Origin of the sequence: Pseudomonas sp. TMW 2.1634 (assembly GCF_001703595.1) — a bacterium.
GTDB lineage: Bacteria > Pseudomonadota > Gammaproteobacteria > Pseudomonadales > Pseudomonadaceae > Aquipseudomonas > Aquipseudomonas fragi.
The window spans coordinates 1,478,740-1,493,379 of sequence record NZ_CP016849.1 but is presented as its reverse complement, the minus strand read 5'-3'; the positions used below and the strand labels follow the sequence as shown (position 1 = coordinate 1,493,379).

Genomic DNA, 14,640 nt, shown 5'->3' with positions numbered 1-14,640 from the left:
TGCTATTCGGGTGGGGCCGCTTTATTTAGCGTGACTTCCTCGCTCAACCTCCGCGTACTCCCTCACTGGGTCCCGAACAGGGCCGTCCAGTAAATCCCCGCATCACTTTTCGGGTCTGTCGCATAGGCAGCGCCCAGTTCGCGAAACTCAGGGTTCATCACATTGGCACAATGGCCAGGGCTTGCCAGCCAGCCATCGACCAACTTGCGCGTGGTGTCTTGCCCGGCGGCGATGTTTTCGCCGATCTGTTGCGCGATATAGCCCGCCAGTTCCGCACGATCCCCCGGGGTGCTGCCATCGCGTCCCTTGTGATCGAAATAGTTGTTGTTGGCCATGTCCCGCGAATGATTTTCGGCAGCGCTGGCCAGGTTGCTGTTCCAGGTCAGGGGCGCGGCGGGGCTGAAGGTCTGGGTGCCGCATTGGCGGGGTTGGTTGCGGGCACTGTTGAGCATCTCGAGGACTTTTTGCCCTTCGGCCTGCCAGTCACCCAAGCGTGCCGCCAGCAGCGGGCGGGCCAGAACGATGCGCCAGTCGCGCTGGTCATGGCTGACGCCGATATCGACAAATTGCGGGTCCAGCACCACGCGACAGAAGCTTTCCTGCACGGCTTTCATGGCGGCTTGCGCATCACGGGGGCCGGACAGGTTGATCGCCTGCACATTGACCATCGGGTAGGCTGCCCGGGCAAGGGCTTGCTGCAAATCGCCGAAGCTGCTGGCCGGCAGCACCAGGCGGGTGTCGGCCGACAGCGGTGGCAACTCTTGCGATGGCTGCCCGGCGCACAGCTGAATCTGGCTGCGGTAGGCGTTGATCGACTCGATCAATTGCGATTCTTCGCTGGCCACGGCGCCAGCGCTGAACGCCAGACCCAGGCTCAAGGCGCCGAGACGGTTCAGGGTGAAGTGAGCACGCATACGGGTTCCCTCTAAACGGAGTGCGCCCATGATGCGTTATTTCGCCCGGTTAGTCTTTTGCCTGTGCCACGAAGGCTTTGGCCCTGGCGGTCAGTTGATCGATCTGGCGGTCACGTTTTTTCTCGGCGTCGAGCATTGCCTTCTTGCCGTTGCGTTGCAGCAGGTAGGTATGGATCTGGCGCACTTCGGTGGACTGGTAAATCGCGGCCACGTCGAGCACACCCGTCAGGCCATCGCTGCTGTGGTCGCGGGTGTTCATCAGCACTTGCGGGCCGCGCGTACCGATGACTTGCAGGCCCATCGCCTCGAATGCGGCGACCTTGCTCACGCTGCAGGTCAGTTCGGTGTGAGGGTAGCGACGCACCACCTGCGCGACCATCGCCCGGGTCACACCCTGCTGGCGATGGCTGGCCAGTTCGGCCATATAGGCAATGGCGCAGGCCTGGGGGTCGTCCTTGACGGGCAAGTACAGGGCGAAGCCGGTCACTTTTTCCGGGTCCTGGTCGTCAGTCGCGACCAGCAACTCAACGGCAATGCCTTTGGATCCATCGAGTGCCTGCAGGTACAAGTGCACTTCAAAGCCGATGGCGTATTGATAGATGCTGTACAGCAGATTGCTCGGGGCGATTTCCATCGCACTGATATCGCTCAGGTGATCGACCACCAGTTGCAGGATCTGGCTGTTGATCGGCTCGCTGACCGGGGTATTGAAATGGGTGAGGAGGGGCATGGGGTGGTTTCTATAGTGTGCCGCAGGACAATTCGTAGCAGCTGCCGAAGGCTGCGTCCGATTGCAAAGCGATCGTAAATACGCGGTACGAGGTTTACCTGGATGGCCGCGGTGGCTGATCTTACGACGGCTTTGCCGCCGGACGCAGCCTTCGGCAGCTGCTACAAAATCAAAATCAGCTTCGCCGACGTTAGCGCTGGCTCAACCAAAAGTCATGCAGCGCCCGCGCGGCGGGGGCAATGGCAGCAACGCTCTGCTGATGGGCAGCTACGTCGAGGTCGGCGGGCAGTTCGAAGTTGTCCTGCTCGGCGCAGTCGGCGATGGCTTGCAGCAGGCGTGCTTGCGGTGCCGGCAGTGCTGGCCAGTTGCTGATGGCTACTGCGCGGGTGTAGCCGAAGCACCACTCTTCAGCCAGGGTCACGTCCTGGCCCAGATGCTCGGTCTGCTCGAAACGCGGGGTAAATGCGCTGCTGTCCTCAGCCAGTTGCCGGGCCAGGGTATTGATATGACGCACACTCAGTTCGATGAACTGCTTGGCTTCTTCAGGGCTTTCCCAGGCCGGGTTCTGACCGCCCCAGATCGCCGGGAACCATTCGCCAATATCGACCTGCGTCGGGCTCGAAACCAGCGCGGTGAAGTAACCGTCGAGTTCTGAAGGGTTGAGCACGGAGTGATCGTCGCCGTATTTGAGCAACGTGTTTTCGATCACTTCAAAGTCGCTGGCGTTCAGGGGTTGCGATTGCATGTTCGGGCTCCTTGGAGGGGGCGGTACAGCGGGCGATCGGTGCAGATCGCCGGTGCGAAGTCAGTCCACGGAAACGATAGACTGGAGCTCAAAGTATTTAAAGCCGGCTTTGGCCAGGGCCTTTTTGGCCTCTTGCTCAGCATTGAAGCGGCTCAGGTCCTTGGAGTCATGCACAAACAGGGTTTCATCGCCGTCAAACACCTTGGTCACCCGCATGGTGACGCGAAGAATCGGGCCGCTGCGCTTTTTCGGCGCAGGTGATGGCGCCTTGGCAGGTGCCGCCGCTTTTTTTACAACCGGGGCGATTTTTTCGGGGGCAGGTTCAACGTCGAATTCAACCTCAGGTTGAACCGGGGTAGCAGGCAGATCAAGGCCGAGCGCTCTGCGCATGTCGTCCTCGGTGAATCCGGCACTCATTGATAGCTCTCTGATAATTTCAAAGAGGCGCTTATAGGGCAGCGGTTCGGGTTATGGCAAGAAAATTTGATCATTTGCTACAAATTACCGCTTTTTCAGGGTTTTTTGCGTTTATTGGATCCAATTTAGCTGTCTCGCAACAAGCCATGACCATCCAGCAGTTTGTAAGCAATTTCGGGACGTTTTTCCAGGGCGCGGCGGATGGCAGCCGGAATGGCCTGGCGGGTTTTACGGCACAGCCCCGGCTGCTCGGCAAGGCGGATGGCAATGCCGCGCATGGTGCGCACTTCGGTATGGCCGGGGTCGATCAGCACCTCAATGCCCAATTGCTCATGCATGCGCCGCTGCATATGTTCCAGGTCGCTGAGGCTTTGTATGTTTTCCAGCCGCTCCAGCAGCACTTTCTCGGCCTGGCGCGTGAGGCTGAAGATCCGCAGGTCGCTGTCAGGTGCTGCCAACAGCTGTTCCCGCTCGCAGATGCAGGCGCCGGGTGGGCAGGGTGAACGAAGCGTCACGGAAGGCGTCATGACGTTCAGCATAGCTGCCCCGGGTTTTAGTCGTCCAGACGCAGGGCCATGATCACCGTACGCTCGGCCCCGTGGTACTCGTCGCGGACTTTCTCAAAGCCCAGTTGTGCATAGAAAGACTCCGCCGTCAGCGAGGAGGGCACCCGCAATTCTGCAATCTGCGCAGCAATGGCGGCATCCTTGAGGCGCGCCATCAATTGCTGGCCTATGCCACGGCCCTGGTGGGTGGGGCTGACGAACACACTGCGCACCACCGCCTGATCCAGGCTGGCAGTGCCCACGACCTGCTGTTCGAGTACGGCTACATACATCTGGCGTTGTTGCATCAGCTTCAGGATCGAGGTCGGGCAGAAGTGCTGCTCGACCGCGCTGATCACCTGCGGGGCATAGTCCCGGGCGTTGGACTCACGTAAGGCGGCGATCACCACGTTGCTGATGGCTTGGGCATCGACTGGCAGGGCACGGCGAATCAGGCACTGCATACAGGCTCCTTGCTTTAGTGCGGTTGGGCCGCCGTGCCAGCCCCGTCGGCCAGCACCCAGGCGTAGAGCTGGCGATCGATATTGGCACCGCTGAGTATCAGCGCCACGCGGCGGCCTTGCTGGCGCGACTGCTCGCTGATCAACCCGGCCAGTGCTGCGGCCCCGGCCCCTTCGGCGGTGTTGTGGGTGGTTTCATGGTAGACCCGAATCCCGTGGGCGATCTGCTGATCGGTGACCCGAATGATTCGCGCCGCGCCTTTGCGGATAATATCCAGCGCTTCAGGCAACGGTTGGCGACACGCCAGGCCATCGGCGAACGTGCGTGCAGAGTCGGTACACACCACGCGGCCTTGTTCAAAACTTTGCGCAAACGCATCGGCGTGACTGGACACCACCCCGACAATCTCGGTGTTCAGGCCCAGCAGGTCGCGGGTCTGGATCAGTCCGCAGATCCCCGAACCCATGCCGATGGGGACATACACCGTGTCCAGCTCTTCGACGGCTTCGAGCAGTTCCAGCGCATAGGTGGCGACGCCGCGGATCAGGTCAGGATGAAAGGCCGGCACCAGGTGCCATTGCCGGGTTTGCGCCAATGCCGCCGCTTCGGCCCGCGCTTCATCGAAGTCCTGGCCGCATTCAATCACGGTTGCGCCCAACGCCCGCATAGCGGCGTTTTTTTCAACCGAGTTGCCTTGCGGCACCACGATATGGATCGGCAGGCCCACACTGCGGGCCGCGAGCGCCAGGCTTTGCCCGTGATTGCCGCGGGTGGCGGTGACCAAACCTGTGGTGCCTGGCTCGCGGGCCAGTAAACCCTGCACATACAAAAGGCCTCCCCGAACTTTGAAGGCACCGGTGGGGGTGTGGTTTTCATGCTTGACCCACACCGTGCAACCCATGCGTTCGGTCAGCAAAGGCCAGGCCAGCTGGGGGGTTGGCGCCAGGGTCTGGTGTACGGTATGGGCGGCAAGGCGAAGGGCATTCAAGTCAAACATGGCGCACCGTCATCGAGGGATTTGACTCGATTCTAGGCACAACGCATTGTATGGGCCGACCCTTATATTGCATGGCCAACAATAAATGTGGATACCGACGCTCACCGACACGGACCAGCCACGCTACCTGGCGCTGGTCGATGCCATTACCCGGGCCATTGCTTGTGGCGAACTGCAGCCCGGAGCGCGCTTGCCCCCTCAGCGGCGTCTGGCCTGGGCGCTGGGCTGGAACCCCAGCACCACCATGCAGGCATATCGCGAGGCCGCGCGGCGGCATCTGGTGGCGGGTGAGGTGGGGCGTGGCACCTATGTGCTGGCGGGCAGCCAGGAGGCGACCCTGTTCAGGCTGCAACACGCCGATGAGCAGGCCAGCCGTACCGACCTGCGCACCAACGTACCCGCCATCGACCCCCTTGGCGAGCAGGATGCGCAAGCCTTGACCTGGTTGCTCGACAGTCGCCAGGCGATTCGCTTGCAGGGCTATCTGAGTGCTGCCGATCTGCTGCTGGCGCGGGTCCAGGGCGCGGCCTGGCTCAAGGGGCGCGGGCTGGACGTGAACGTGGAGCAGATCATGCTCTGCACCGGTGCCCAACAAGGGTTGTTTACCGTGCTGCTGTCGTTGTGCCAGGCGGGCGATACCGTACTGGTTGAAGCCTTTACCGCGCCGGGGATCAAGGCCGCCTGTGCGCAGTTGCGCTTGCCCATGCAGGGGGTGGCGATGGACGGTGAGGGGATCCTGGCGCAGGACTTCGAGCGGATGATTCGTGCCACCGGGGCGCGGGTTGCCGTGCTGACCCCGACCCTGCAAAACCCCACCGCGGCGGTGATGAGCAGTGAACGCAAACAGGCGATTGCCCGGATCGCCCGGCATTACGGTGTGCAGGTGATTGAAGACGATGTATACGGTGCGCTGACCGCCAGTACGCCGTTGTACCGCTATATGCCCGAGCTGGGAGTCTTGATCACCAGCCTGTCCAAGACTGTGGCGGCGGGCGTGCGCCTGGGCTGGATTGTGGCGAGCCCGTCTGTACTGGCGCGTATCGATCCTTATGCGCAGTCGGCGCATTGGGGCATATCGCCGCTGTGCCTGGCTATCGCCTGCCAATGGATCAGTGATGGCACTGCGCAAGCGCGGCTGCAGTGGCAAACCGGAGAAGTGACCCGGCGCTGGCGCCTGGCAAAAAAACTGCTGGGGCCGGCAATGGCCCCGGCAGACGCGCCGTCGCCGCATATCTGGGTGACGCTGGCAGGCGGTGCCGAAGCCTGTCGTGCCGTTGGGGTTGAGGTGGTGCCCGCGGATGTTTTTGCGGTTAAATCCACGCCAAGCCATGCGGTGCGCATCAGCCTGACGGCGGCTGCCAGCGCCCAGGTGCTGAAAGTGGCGCTGCAGCGGATTGCATGCCTGCAACACCCCTGACTATCCAAGGACCCCCATGCGCAGAGAAATTGGCTACTGGCACCGCGAAGGTCGCGAGCTGTTCTATTACCTGGAATTCAAGCCCGACACCGCCGAGTTTTACCTGACGTGCGAACACACGCCCGCCGAAGGCGAGGGCAGTGTGCGCTCGGTATTGCTCAGTGAGGCGCGCGGCGAGCGTTACTACGAAGATGCGTTGCTGATTATCAAGGAGGAACTGTTCAAGCAATACACCCTGTGAGTGGGGATCGCGGTCAATGTTCCGGTTGGTGGCGGGGGCAAGATGTGCCGATAATGCCGCGGGCCCGACAGGTGTCGGGTCAGGATGTTGCCATTCAAAGGAGCTGTAAATGCGCGTGTTTTATATCTTTACCCTGTTGGGCAGCTTGTTGCTGGCCGGTTGCGCCAGCAACCCGATGGCCCCGGTAGCCGACCAGGCGGTGCAGGCCCCGAGCCCCGACATGGCACAAGTGGTGTTTATGCGCGATGCCTATACCGGCAAAGCCATTGTCTCTTCGCTGTATGACGTGACCGATGGTCAAACCCGTTTTATCGGCGTAATGGCCAATGGCACCAAGATCGCCCACCCGACCACCCCGGGCAAACACACCTTTATGGTGGTGTCCGAAGCGGCTGACTTTATGGAGGCCGACCTGGTGGCTGGCAAAACCTACTACGCGCTGGTTACGCCGCGCATGGGCTTGTGGAAGGCCCGGTTTTCCCTGTGGCCGATCAGCAATGAGCCGGATGCGGCCCACAGCTTGAAGTCCAATAACTTCAAGGACTGGGTCGAAGACACCGACCTGGTGACCAACTCGCCGAAATCCCTGGCCTGGTACCAGCGGGTCAAGGCCAGCGTCGAGAAAAAGCGCGCGGAGTACTGGCCGGTCTGGCAGGAAAAAAGCGCTGAGGCTATTGCCGAGCGCACGCTCAAGCCAACGGATGGTTTGTAACACCTGAGCCGGGGCGGTGGCATTCATGTCGCCCTGGCCTTACCTCGGCACTTCGCTGAGCTGCAGTACCCAGGCTATTGCCTGCGCCTTGCCATCCCACACATAGCGAAAATGCTGGCCCTGCACCGGTAGCGAAAGCGCCGGAGGGCGAAACGCTGCCACGCACTCGTGGCCGCTCAGCCGTACGCTGTTGTACAGCAGGCCCCAGGCGCCTTCTGCACGCAGTGGCCGGGCAAAATCCTGGCTCAGGCCATAACGGGCAGGTGAGGGATCGTGCAGGTCGGCAACGCCGCGTATATCGATCATCGGTTGTACCACGCGGTTGATATAGGTCCGCAAGGTGATTTCAATACTGGGCTCGCGGGTGGCCCGCCAGAACTGCTCCTGGTGAAAACAGGTTTCAGCAATGGCCGCCTCGACGCTGCTGGCGCAGTAGTACACACCATAAGTGCCATCGGTAAAACGGCTGGCCCGGCCAATATGGGTAAAGGCGGCCATGACGGGTGTCGACCCTTCGCCGCACAACCGGTCTTGCGGCTTTACCCGCTGCAGGACGCCAGCCTGGTCACGCAGACGGTCATTGGTGAGGCTTTCAAGGACAAAGGCGATCTCCAGGTCGGCCGGGTCCAGGGTGTCTTCAAACACTGAAATGGGCGGGAAGGCGCTGTTGACGATGCGATAAGCCCTGGTCCATTCAGGCAGCACTGCATCAGGCATCAGCCGCGCACACCATCCAGATAGCGGCGCACATCCGCCAGATCGACCACCTGGCCGGCGAGCATGTAGCCCAGGGCGCTCTGGCCATTGAAGGGCGCTGCGGTATTGGGCTTGTGTACCCATTGGTAGGCCCGTTCCGGGGTGTTGCTGAACAGGATACGCAGTGCCTTGTGAATGCCCATCAAGTACGAAATGCGCTCCAGGGTATCGTGGGGCAAGCGCACGTTCGGCAGTTTTTTGTATTTGAAGTAGGTGGTATTGCCAATGGCGCCAAGCAGGGTGCACTGCTGGTCCTTGGTGCAGCCCCAATGCTCCATCAGATTGAAGAAAAAGGTCAGGGCAACACGGCCAGCATCACCGCTGGTGATGTCCGGTTCAGGGTTATGGGCGACTAGCTGCATGACGGCCTCCACAGGGTCTATAAATTCAGCCTACTCCAGATATGTATTATTTCAAGGAAATCATCCGTAACTGAATGTTTAGCCGATAAGCCGGGCAGTGGGTGATTTTGCTCCGAGGGGGATGTGCCCAACCACGGGTCAAATCAGGCAAGGGCAAGGGCATGCCAGGAGATTTTTGGCCTGCCGCCGGTTAGGATGGCGCCTTACACCTACTCAAGAAACGGATCGGATCTTGACCGAACGACGTCAATTCAGCACTGGCATGAAGGGCAAGAACCTTCGCTATCTCAAAGACGGCGCCATTGAACCGGGACCCAAGGTGCGCACCGGTTTTGTGTTGCTGGAGCATTTTTCGCTGCCGGCCTTCACCCAGGCACTGGACACCCTCGTCACCGCCAACCTGCTGCGTGCCGGTTTGTTTTCTTCGCGCACCTATGGCTTGGGCGACAGTGAGGTGGTCAGCGACCTGGGCCTGGTGATCCGCCCCGATGCCTGTATCGATCCGGCGATGATCCACGAACTGGACCTGCTGGTGATCTGCGGCGGCTACCGCACCGAGTTGAAGGTCCACGATGAGTTGATCGGCCTGCTCAGGGCTGCTGCGCGGGAGGGCATCATGTTGGGCGGGCTATGGAACGGCGCCTGGTTTCTCGCCAGCGCCGGGGTGCTGGACGGTTATCGTTGTGCAATCCACCCCGAGCATCGTCCGGCACTGGCAGAAGTGGCCAGGGCGGCGCAGGTCACCAGCGAACCCTATGTCATCGACCGTGACCGGTTGACGGCCTCCAGCCCCGCCGGAGCCTTCCAGATGGCGCTGGGCTGGATCAAGGGCCTGCATGACAAGGCGCTGGTGGAGGGCATCGAGGACATTCTGGCGTTTGAGGAATCGCGCTACCGACGGATCAAGCCGGCGGAAAATATCTGCGTCAGTGCGCCCTTGCGCGAAGTGGTCAAACTGATGGACGCCAACCTCGAAGACCCCCTGGAGCTTGAGCAACTGGCGGTCTATGTCGGCCGTTCCCGGCGTCAGCTTGAGCGCCTGTTCAAGGAACAACTGGGCACCACACCGCAACGCTATTACCTGGAATTGCGCATCACCGAAGCGCGCCGGTTGCTGCAGCACACCGAGCTGTCGCAAGTGGAGGTACTGGTGGCCTGCGGGTTTGTCTCGCCCAGCCATTTCAGCAAGTGCTACAGCGCCTATTTCGGCTATCGACCGTCCAAGGAAGTGCGCCTGGTTAAATAGCACGGCCCGGCACCGTGCCGATCCTTGACTATGCTGTGGGCACTTACTGCGCAGGCAGATGCTCTGGTTCGAGGGATTGGCATGATTTCAGAATGGGAAATGATTGGCCGTTTGTTGTTGGCAGCGGTGCTTGGCAGCCTGATTGGCTTGCAGCGCGAGCATCAATTCTGGACGGCGGGTTTGCGCACGCACATGCTGGTGGCGACCGGCGCATGTTTGTTTATGACCGTGTCGGCCTTCGGCTTTCAGCAGGCGCTGACCCAACCGGGCACGCAACTGGGCCCTTCGCGGATTGCTGCGCAGATTGTCACCGGCATCGGCTTTCTCGGGGCCGGCTCGATCATGATGCGCGGCGAGGTGATCAAGGGGTTGAACACGGCGGCGAGCCTGTGGGCAGTGGCGGCCATCGGCATGTCGATTGGCGGCGGCATGTATGTGTTGGGTGTGGCTGCGACCGTGCTGATTCTGGCCATCCTGATCGCCATCGGGCCGATCGAACACCGCTATCGCGATTACATAAAGATCCATGTGATCAAGCTGGTAGCGCCGACGGGTGTGCTCAATCGTCAGAGTCTTGAGGCGTTTTTGGGCGCAGATGCCGTGCGCCTCAAGCAGGTGCTGGTCGAGCAGGGGCCGCAGATGGGCACTGAAAGCGTCACGGTCGAGTTCAAGAAAACCAGTCGGGTTGAGACCGCCGAGTTGCTCAAGCGCATATTGACGATTCCAGAGGTCAGGGAAGAACCGGCCCCCCATTGATTGAACGGGGTACTGCAGGCGGGCGCCATGCGATTGCGCCAGCGTTAAAGCCTGCGACTGCCGGCCAGCAACCACAGCAGGTAAAGCCCGCCCAGCAAGCCGGTAGTCAACCCGATCGGCAAGTTGAGGTGCTGGGTGAAACGCTGGCTGATCAGGTCGGCCACCAGCAATAGCAAGGCCCCCATCACCGCACCGGTCAGCAACGGGATATCGGGCGAACCGGTCAGCCTGCGGGCCAGTTGCGGCGCTGCCAGGGCGATAAAGCTGATGGGGCCGGCCGCCGCCGTGGCAATGGCCGTGAGGCCTACCGCCGCCATCACCATGAGCAGGCGCGAGCGTTCAACACTCACGCCCAGTTGGCTGGCGGTGTCGTCGCCCATTTCCAGCAGGTTCAGTGGCCGGGCCTGGTAGACCGCAACGGGGGTGATCAGCACCAGGCCCAGCGCCGCTGGCAGCACATGGGCCCAGGTGCGGGTGTTGAGCGAGCCGGACAGCCACAGCTGCGCCGTCATGGCCTGGTCGAGATCGCCGGTCACCAGCAGGATGGTGTTGAGCCCGGTCAGCATCGCGCCAACACCGATGCCCACCAGCACCAGGCGGTAGCCGCCGCTGGTGCGGCCCTTCATCGACAGCACAAAGACCAGGGCAGCGGTGCATATGCCGCTGAGCACCGCGGCCAGTGAGGTGCCCAGCGGCCCGGCATTGAACAGGATGATCTGCACAATCGCACCGCTGGCCGCTCCGGTGGTAAAACCGATGATGTCCGGCGAGCCAAGGGCATTGCGCGAGATGGACTGGAAGATCGACCCCGCCATGCCCAACGCCGCGCCGACGCAGACAGCTGTCAGTACCCGGGGTAAACGGACACGCCAGATCACCCGCTCGGCGGTGGGGTTGTCGCCCGCTCCGAACAGGCTGGCCAGCACTTCGCCGGGGCTCAGCGCCAGCGTGCCGACGCCCAGCAGCATGAGACCCAGCAACAGGGTCAGGACCATCAATAGCGTGCCGATCAGCATCACTCGCGGGCGCCAGAGCAGTGAACATGAAGCAAAGCGGATGACCGCAGGCAGGGCAGTTTTCATAGTTGGCTCAATCGGTACTTGCGTACCACGGCAATAAAGAACGGGCCGCCCAGCAACAGGGCGATGATCCCTGCTGCGACTTCGGACGGGGCCACTACCACGCGCCCGAGCACATCGGCTGCCAATAGCAGGATGGCGGCATACAGAGCGGAATAGGGCAGGATCCAGCGTTGATCCGGGCCGACCAGCAACCTTGCGATATGCGGTGCCACCAGCCCGACAAAACCGATTGGGCCGGCGCCCGCGGTGGCCGCGCCGGCCAGCAGCATCACTGCCAGGCACGCCAGCAGCCAGGTTGAACGCGGGCTGGCGCCCAGGGCCAGGCCCATGTCCTTGCCCAGCGCCAGCACATTGAGGTTGCCGGCAATCGCCATGGCGATGGCGCCGCCCGGGATCACGGCCGCCAGCAGCACCCACGCGGCTTGCGGCCCGCTGCGCTCAAGGGAGCCGGAGGCCCAATGGCGAAACTGGTCGAAGACGTCGGCAGGGGCATTGAGGATAAAAATGCCGGTGGCCGATACCAGCATGATCGACAGCCCGGCTCCGGCCAGGACCAGGCGCACCGGGTTGCAGGTGCCGGCATGGGCCTGACCGATGATAAACACCGTGACCCCTGCCAGCCCTGCGCCGATAAAGGCGAATCCCACATAGGCCAGTGGCGTCACCAGATTGAACGCGGCCGCCCCTATGATGATTGCCAGTGCAGCACCTGCATTGATACCCAGCAGGCCTGGCTCGGCCAGCGGGTTGCGCGTGACCGCCTGCATGATCGCTCCGGCCACCCCCAGCGCCAGCCCGGCCAGGATCGCCACCAGGGTGCGCGGGATACGCAGCTCGCGCACGATCAGGTGGACGTCGTTTTGCCGATCATAGGTGCCCAGCGCATCAAGGACCTGGTTCAGGCTCAGGGGGCGTGAGCCGAGGGCCAGGCTCAGCCCCACCATCAGTGCCAGCAATACCAGGCCGCCCACCAGGCCGCGCAGGCGTTTGCGGTGTGGCTGCTTGGACCGTAACGCGGTTCGCTGAAGAGACAGGGCCATGACTCAGGGAAAACTCCGTGCGACGGTATCGATCATCTGCTTGCCCGAGTAATAGTCGATGCGAAACGAACTGACCCCCAGTGGGTACACCTGTTTGTTGCGCACCGCAGGCAGATTGGCCAGTACCGGGTCGGCGAGAAACGCCTGCACATCGGCTTCACTGCCGCCGAGCAGGAACACGCTGTCACCGGCGATGGCCCGGGACAGGTTCTCGCGGGATATAAAACCCACGTCCGAGCTGCGCCGCACCTGATCCTTGAGCGCGTCAGGCAAGCCCGCCACGGTAAACCCCAGTGCGCTGAGCAAGCGTGCCTGGGGGCTGGCGGGCAACCCTACCGAATAACTGCCTGCAATGTTGTAGCCCACCACACTGACCGTGCCCGGGGGCGGGGTCAGGCCTGAGGCGACCTTCAGGGTGTAGGCATCGAAGCGCTGGATCGCATCCTGAGCCTGCTGCTCTAGCCCGGTGACCTTGCCCAGTTCGACGGCCATTTCCTGCCAGCTGTGATTGGAATAATTGACCACGGCGCTATTGATGCCCTGGGCCTCAAGCTCGGCCTGATGCTGCAGCACGCTGTCGGCACCGGTGGCCGACACCACCAGCAGATCAGGGGCCCAGCCGATCACGGCCTCAAGATCAAACTGCAGGTTGGGGTACAGCACTTGCACGGCGCGCTGGTCGGCGACTTCGGCCCACTGCCGGAAAAATCCCTTGGCATCTGTCAGGCGGCTGGGTGCGGCAGCGGCGGTGGCAATCACCGGTGCATTTATTGCCAGCAAGATCCCGGTCACGCTGGGGGTGGTCGAGACGATGCGTTGCGGTTTGTCGGCGGCATGGGCCAGCCCCGTCAACAGCAGCGCGACCAGGGGCAGGGTAAGTGTTCTAAGCATGCTCGCGGCCCTCATTGAGGTGATGGGCAAAGGTCGCGCCGCTGTAGCCCTCGCGGAACAGCCCGGCCTGCACCAGACGCGGCATCAGCTGTTGAAGAAACAGATGCACCGACTCCACCGAGCCGCCCGGGGCGGCAATGAAACCGTCAATCGCACCGCTGTGGGCCCAGTCGATAATCTGCTCCAGGGCGTCCTCCACCGTGCCCACCACTTGCCAATGGGCTGCAGAGATCACCTCGGGGCGCAGCAGCAACTGCTCGAGGGTCAGGGATTCACGCTCGATCAGGCGGCGCAGCAGGCTGTTGTGGGTGCGGCTGCCGGCATCGGGCGCTACAGCTGGCAGGTCGGTGCGGGTCACCGGGCGGCCCGGGGGCCAGTCAGTCAGGTCGAGGCCGATCATGTCCTTGATCGACGCCAGCTTGCGCGGCTTGTCCAGCCGCGCGTGGGTTTGCATAAACAGGGCGCGGGCCTCTTCGCGGGTGGCGGCCAGGTACAGGCTCAGGCCAGGCAGCAGACGAATCCCCGCGGGGTCGCGGCCGTGGCGCAGGGCCCTTTGCGAGAGATCGCGACGCAGTTCCAAAGCGGCTTCCTTGTCGGGCGTCGGGGCGAACACCAGGTCTGCCACCGAGGCGGCAAAGTCGCGCCCCGATGCCGATGCACCTGCCTGGATCAGCGGGATGCGCGGGCCGGGGTAGGCGGGCAGGTTGAGCGGCCCCTTGACCTTGAGGTGCTTGCCGTCATGGTCGATGGCATGCACCTGGGACACGTCAGCATAGTGGCCGCTGGCGCGGTCGATCTTCAATGCCGCGTTGGGGAAACTGGCCCACAGTTGCTGCACCACCGACGTGAATTCGGCGGCGCGCTCATAGCGTTCCTCGGCGCTGGGCATTTGCTCCAGGCCGAAGTTTTCGTGGCCCTGCAGGGCGGTCACGATATTCCAGCCGGCGCGGCCACGGCTCACCCAGTTCAGCGATTGCAGCTGGCGGGCCACCACATAAGGCGGAAAAAAGGTGGTCGATACCGTGGACACCAGACCGATATGCGACGTTTCCCGGGCCACGGCAGCGAGCAGCACGGTGGGGTCGAGGCTGGCAAAGCCTGAGCCGCTGTCGAGCATGTGCATGGGCATGCAACTGACGTCGGGGCGAAACACGAAATCCAGGTGCGCGGCTTCGGCGCGCACCGCCAGATCGATGGCGTAGTCCGCGGTGAAAATCTCTTCGATATTGCTGTTTTCCCGTCTCCAGCCATCGCCGCTCAACCAGGTAGGGGCCAGCGACAGGCCGATATGCAGGTGTTTGTGGGTGCTCATAAATGCAGGTTTCCA

18 protein-coding genes are annotated in these 14,640 nt (G+C 62.3%); 5 read left to right on the top strand and 13 right to left on the bottom strand.

From position 1 onward, the window contains the following. Nucleotides 1-62: 62 nt before the first annotated feature. From BFC21_RS06930 to BFC21_RS06900, 7 genes are all read right to left on the bottom strand, one after another. Complete coding sequence (locus BFC21_RS06930) at nucleotides 63-914, bottom strand: CAP domain-containing protein (protein ID WP_088377548.1); 852 nt, start codon at nucleotides 912-914, stop codon at nucleotides 63-65. Between the two features lie 49 nt (nucleotides 915-963). Beyond that, nucleotides 964-1,644, bottom strand: coding sequence for a GNAT family N-acetyltransferase (locus BFC21_RS06925; protein ID WP_088377547.1), 681 nt, complete (start codon nucleotides 1,642-1,644; stop codon nucleotides 964-966). 190 nt (nucleotides 1,645-1,834) lie between these two features. Then, nucleotides 1,835-2,389 carry a UPF0149 family protein gene (locus BFC21_RS06920; protein WP_088377546.1) on the bottom strand — a complete coding sequence of 185 codons (555 nt, stop codon included), beginning with the start codon at nucleotides 2,387-2,389 and terminating at the stop codon, nucleotides 1,835-1,837. Nucleotides 2,390-2,449: 60 nt separating this feature from the next. Further along, the gene (locus BFC21_RS06915; RefSeq protein ID WP_016781162.1) at nucleotides 2,450-2,806 is read right to left on the bottom strand and encodes a hypothetical protein; all 357 of its coding nucleotides are present in this window, start codon (nucleotides 2,804-2,806) and stop codon (nucleotides 2,450-2,452) included. Between the two features lie 125 nt (nucleotides 2,807-2,931). Beyond that, the gene (locus tag BFC21_RS06910; protein WP_088379486.1) at nucleotides 2,932-3,333 is read right to left on the bottom strand and encodes a hypothetical protein; all 402 of its coding nucleotides are present in this window, start codon (nucleotides 3,331-3,333) and stop codon (nucleotides 2,932-2,934) included. Between the two features lie 26 nt (nucleotides 3,334-3,359). Next, entirely contained in the window at nucleotides 3,360-3,815 is a 456-nt protein-coding gene (locus BFC21_RS06905; protein ID WP_120265841.1) for a GNAT family N-acetyltransferase, read from the bottom strand. A gap of 14 nt (nucleotides 3,816-3,829) precedes the next feature. Further along, nucleotides 3,830-4,810, bottom strand: a complete 981-nt coding sequence (locus tag BFC21_RS06900; protein ID WP_088377544.1) for a threonine dehydratase — start codon at nucleotides 4,808-4,810, stop codon at nucleotides 3,830-3,832. Between the two features lie 85 nt (nucleotides 4,811-4,895). On the opposite strand from BFC21_RS06900, the gene BFC21_RS06895 reads away from it, so the two are divergent. The 3 genes from BFC21_RS06895 (at nucleotide 4,896) to BFC21_RS06885 (ending at nucleotide 7,180) form a co-directional block, all read left to right on the top strand. Further along, nucleotides 4,896-6,227, top strand: a complete 1,332-nt coding sequence (locus BFC21_RS06895) for a PLP-dependent aminotransferase family protein (protein WP_088377543.1) — start codon at nucleotides 4,896-4,898, stop codon at nucleotides 6,225-6,227. Between the two features lie 16 nt (nucleotides 6,228-6,243). Then, nucleotides 6,244-6,468 carry a hypothetical protein gene (locus BFC21_RS06890; protein ID WP_088377542.1) on the top strand — a complete coding sequence of 75 codons (225 nt, stop codon included), beginning with the start codon at nucleotides 6,244-6,246 and terminating at the stop codon, nucleotides 6,466-6,468. Nucleotides 6,469-6,577: 109 nt separating this feature from the next. Further along, nucleotides 6,578-7,180 carry a hypothetical protein gene (locus BFC21_RS06885; protein WP_088377541.1) on the top strand — a complete coding sequence of 201 codons (603 nt, stop codon included), beginning with the start codon at nucleotides 6,578-6,580 and terminating at the stop codon, nucleotides 7,178-7,180. 39 nt (nucleotides 7,181-7,219) lie between these two features. On the opposite strand, the gene BFC21_RS06880 is transcribed toward BFC21_RS06885, so the two are convergent. Continuing rightward, a complete protein-coding gene (locus tag BFC21_RS06880; RefSeq protein ID WP_016781155.1) occupies nucleotides 7,220-7,897 on the bottom strand; it encodes an RES family NAD+ phosphorylase in 678 nt (225 codons plus the stop codon). After that, nucleotides 7,897-8,298, bottom strand: coding sequence for an MbcA/ParS/Xre antitoxin family protein (locus BFC21_RS06875; RefSeq protein ID WP_016781154.1), 402 nt, complete (start codon nucleotides 8,296-8,298; stop codon nucleotides 7,897-7,899). The genes BFC21_RS06880 and BFC21_RS06875 overlap by 1 nt, the downstream gene beginning before the upstream one ends. A gap of 262 nt (nucleotides 8,299-8,560) precedes the next feature. Here BFC21_RS06875 and BFC21_RS06870 point away from each other — a divergent pair, with 262 nt between their 5' ends. Both BFC21_RS06870 and BFC21_RS06865 read left to right on the top strand, forming a co-directional pair. Continuing rightward, entirely contained in the window at nucleotides 8,561-9,544 is a 984-nt protein-coding gene (locus tag BFC21_RS06870; RefSeq protein ID WP_120266691.1) for a GlxA family transcriptional regulator, read from the top strand. Nucleotides 9,545-9,625: 81 nt separating this feature from the next. Then, entirely contained in the window at nucleotides 9,626-10,300 is a 675-nt protein-coding gene (locus BFC21_RS06865) for an MgtC/SapB family protein (RefSeq protein ID WP_120265840.1), read from the top strand. Between the two features lie 44 nt (nucleotides 10,301-10,344). On the opposite strand, the gene BFC21_RS06860 is transcribed toward BFC21_RS06865, so the two are convergent. Genes BFC21_RS06860 through BFC21_RS06845 form a run of 4 tightly spaced genes read right to left on the bottom strand, consistent with a single transcriptional unit; the run spans nucleotide 10,345 to nucleotide 14,625 of the window. After that, nucleotides 10,345-11,382, bottom strand: coding sequence for an iron chelate uptake ABC transporter family permease subunit (locus BFC21_RS06860; RefSeq protein ID WP_088377539.1), 1,038 nt, complete (start codon nucleotides 11,380-11,382; stop codon nucleotides 10,345-10,347). Next, nucleotides 11,379-12,422: an iron ABC transporter permease gene (locus BFC21_RS06855; RefSeq protein ID WP_088377538.1), complete on the bottom strand. Its 1,044-nt coding sequence runs from the start codon at nucleotides 12,420-12,422 to the stop codon at nucleotides 11,379-11,381. The genes BFC21_RS06860 and BFC21_RS06855 overlap by 4 nt, the downstream gene beginning before the upstream one ends. Nucleotides 12,423-12,425: 3 nt before the next feature. Next, nucleotides 12,426-13,313, bottom strand: a complete 888-nt coding sequence (fepB, locus tag BFC21_RS06850; RefSeq protein WP_162939291.1) for a Fe2+-enterobactin ABC transporter substrate-binding protein — start codon at nucleotides 13,311-13,313, stop codon at nucleotides 12,426-12,428. Further along, nucleotides 13,306-14,625, bottom strand: coding sequence for an NtaA/DmoA family FMN-dependent monooxygenase (locus BFC21_RS06845; protein ID WP_088377537.1), 1,320 nt, complete (start codon nucleotides 14,623-14,625; stop codon nucleotides 13,306-13,308). Before BFC21_RS06845 ends, fepB begins: the two co-directional genes overlap by 8 nt. Nucleotides 14,626-14,640: the final 15 nt, after the last annotated feature.

Bases quoted from the DNA above. Each gene is read 5' to 3' on its own strand.
- BFC21_RS06930 (WP_088377548.1), bottom strand. From the start codon at position 914: ATGCGTGCTCACTTCACCCTGAACCGTCTCGGCGCCTTGAGCCTGGGT.
- BFC21_RS06925 (WP_088377547.1), bottom strand. From the start codon at position 1,644: ATGCCCCTCCTCACCCATTTCAATACCCCGGTCAGCGAGCCGATCAAC.
- BFC21_RS06920 (WP_088377546.1), bottom strand. From the start codon at position 2,389: ATGCAATCGCAACCCCTGAACGCCAGCGACTTTGAAGTGATCGAAAAC.
- BFC21_RS06915 (WP_016781162.1), bottom strand. From the start codon at position 2,806: ATGAGTGCCGGATTCACCGAGGACGACATGCGCAGAGCGCTCGGCCTT.
- BFC21_RS06910 (WP_088379486.1), bottom strand. From the start codon at position 3,333: ATGACGCCTTCCGTGACGCTTCGTTCACCCTGCCCACCCGGCGCCTGC.
- BFC21_RS06905 (WP_120265841.1), bottom strand. From the start codon at position 3,815: ATGCAGTGCCTGATTCGCCGTGCCCTGCCAGTCGATGCCCAAGCCATC.
- BFC21_RS06900 (WP_088377544.1), bottom strand. From the start codon at position 4,810: ATGTTTGACTTGAATGCCCTTCGCCTTGCCGCCCATACCGTACACCAG.
- BFC21_RS06895 (WP_088377543.1), top strand. From the start codon at position 4,896: ATGTGGATACCGACGCTCACCGACACGGACCAGCCACGCTACCTGGCG.
- BFC21_RS06890 (WP_088377542.1), top strand. From the start codon at position 6,244: ATGCGCAGAGAAATTGGCTACTGGCACCGCGAAGGTCGCGAGCTGTTC.
- BFC21_RS06885 (WP_088377541.1), top strand. From the start codon at position 6,578: ATGCGCGTGTTTTATATCTTTACCCTGTTGGGCAGCTTGTTGCTGGCC.
- BFC21_RS06880 (WP_016781155.1), bottom strand. From the start codon at position 7,897: ATGCCTGATGCAGTGCTGCCTGAATGGACCAGGGCTTATCGCATCGTC.
- BFC21_RS06875 (WP_016781154.1), bottom strand. From the start codon at position 8,298: ATGCAGCTAGTCGCCCATAACCCTGAACCGGACATCACCAGCGGTGAT.
- BFC21_RS06870 (WP_120266691.1), top strand. From the start codon at position 8,561: ATGAAGGGCAAGAACCTTCGCTATCTCAAAGACGGCGCCATTGAACCG.
- BFC21_RS06865 (WP_120265840.1), top strand. From the start codon at position 9,626: ATGATTTCAGAATGGGAAATGATTGGCCGTTTGTTGTTGGCAGCGGTG.
- BFC21_RS06860 (WP_088377539.1), bottom strand. From the start codon at position 11,382: ATGAAAACTGCCCTGCCTGCGGTCATCCGCTTTGCTTCATGTTCACTG.
- BFC21_RS06855 (WP_088377538.1), bottom strand. From the start codon at position 12,422: ATGGCCCTGTCTCTTCAGCGAACCGCGTTACGGTCCAAGCAGCCACAC.
- fepB (WP_162939291.1), bottom strand. From the start codon at position 13,313: ATGCTTAGAACACTTACCCTGCCCCTGGTCGCGCTGCTGTTGACGGGG.
- BFC21_RS06845 (WP_088377537.1), bottom strand. From the start codon at position 14,625: ATGAGCACCCACAAACACCTGCATATCGGCCTGTCGCTGGCCCCTACC.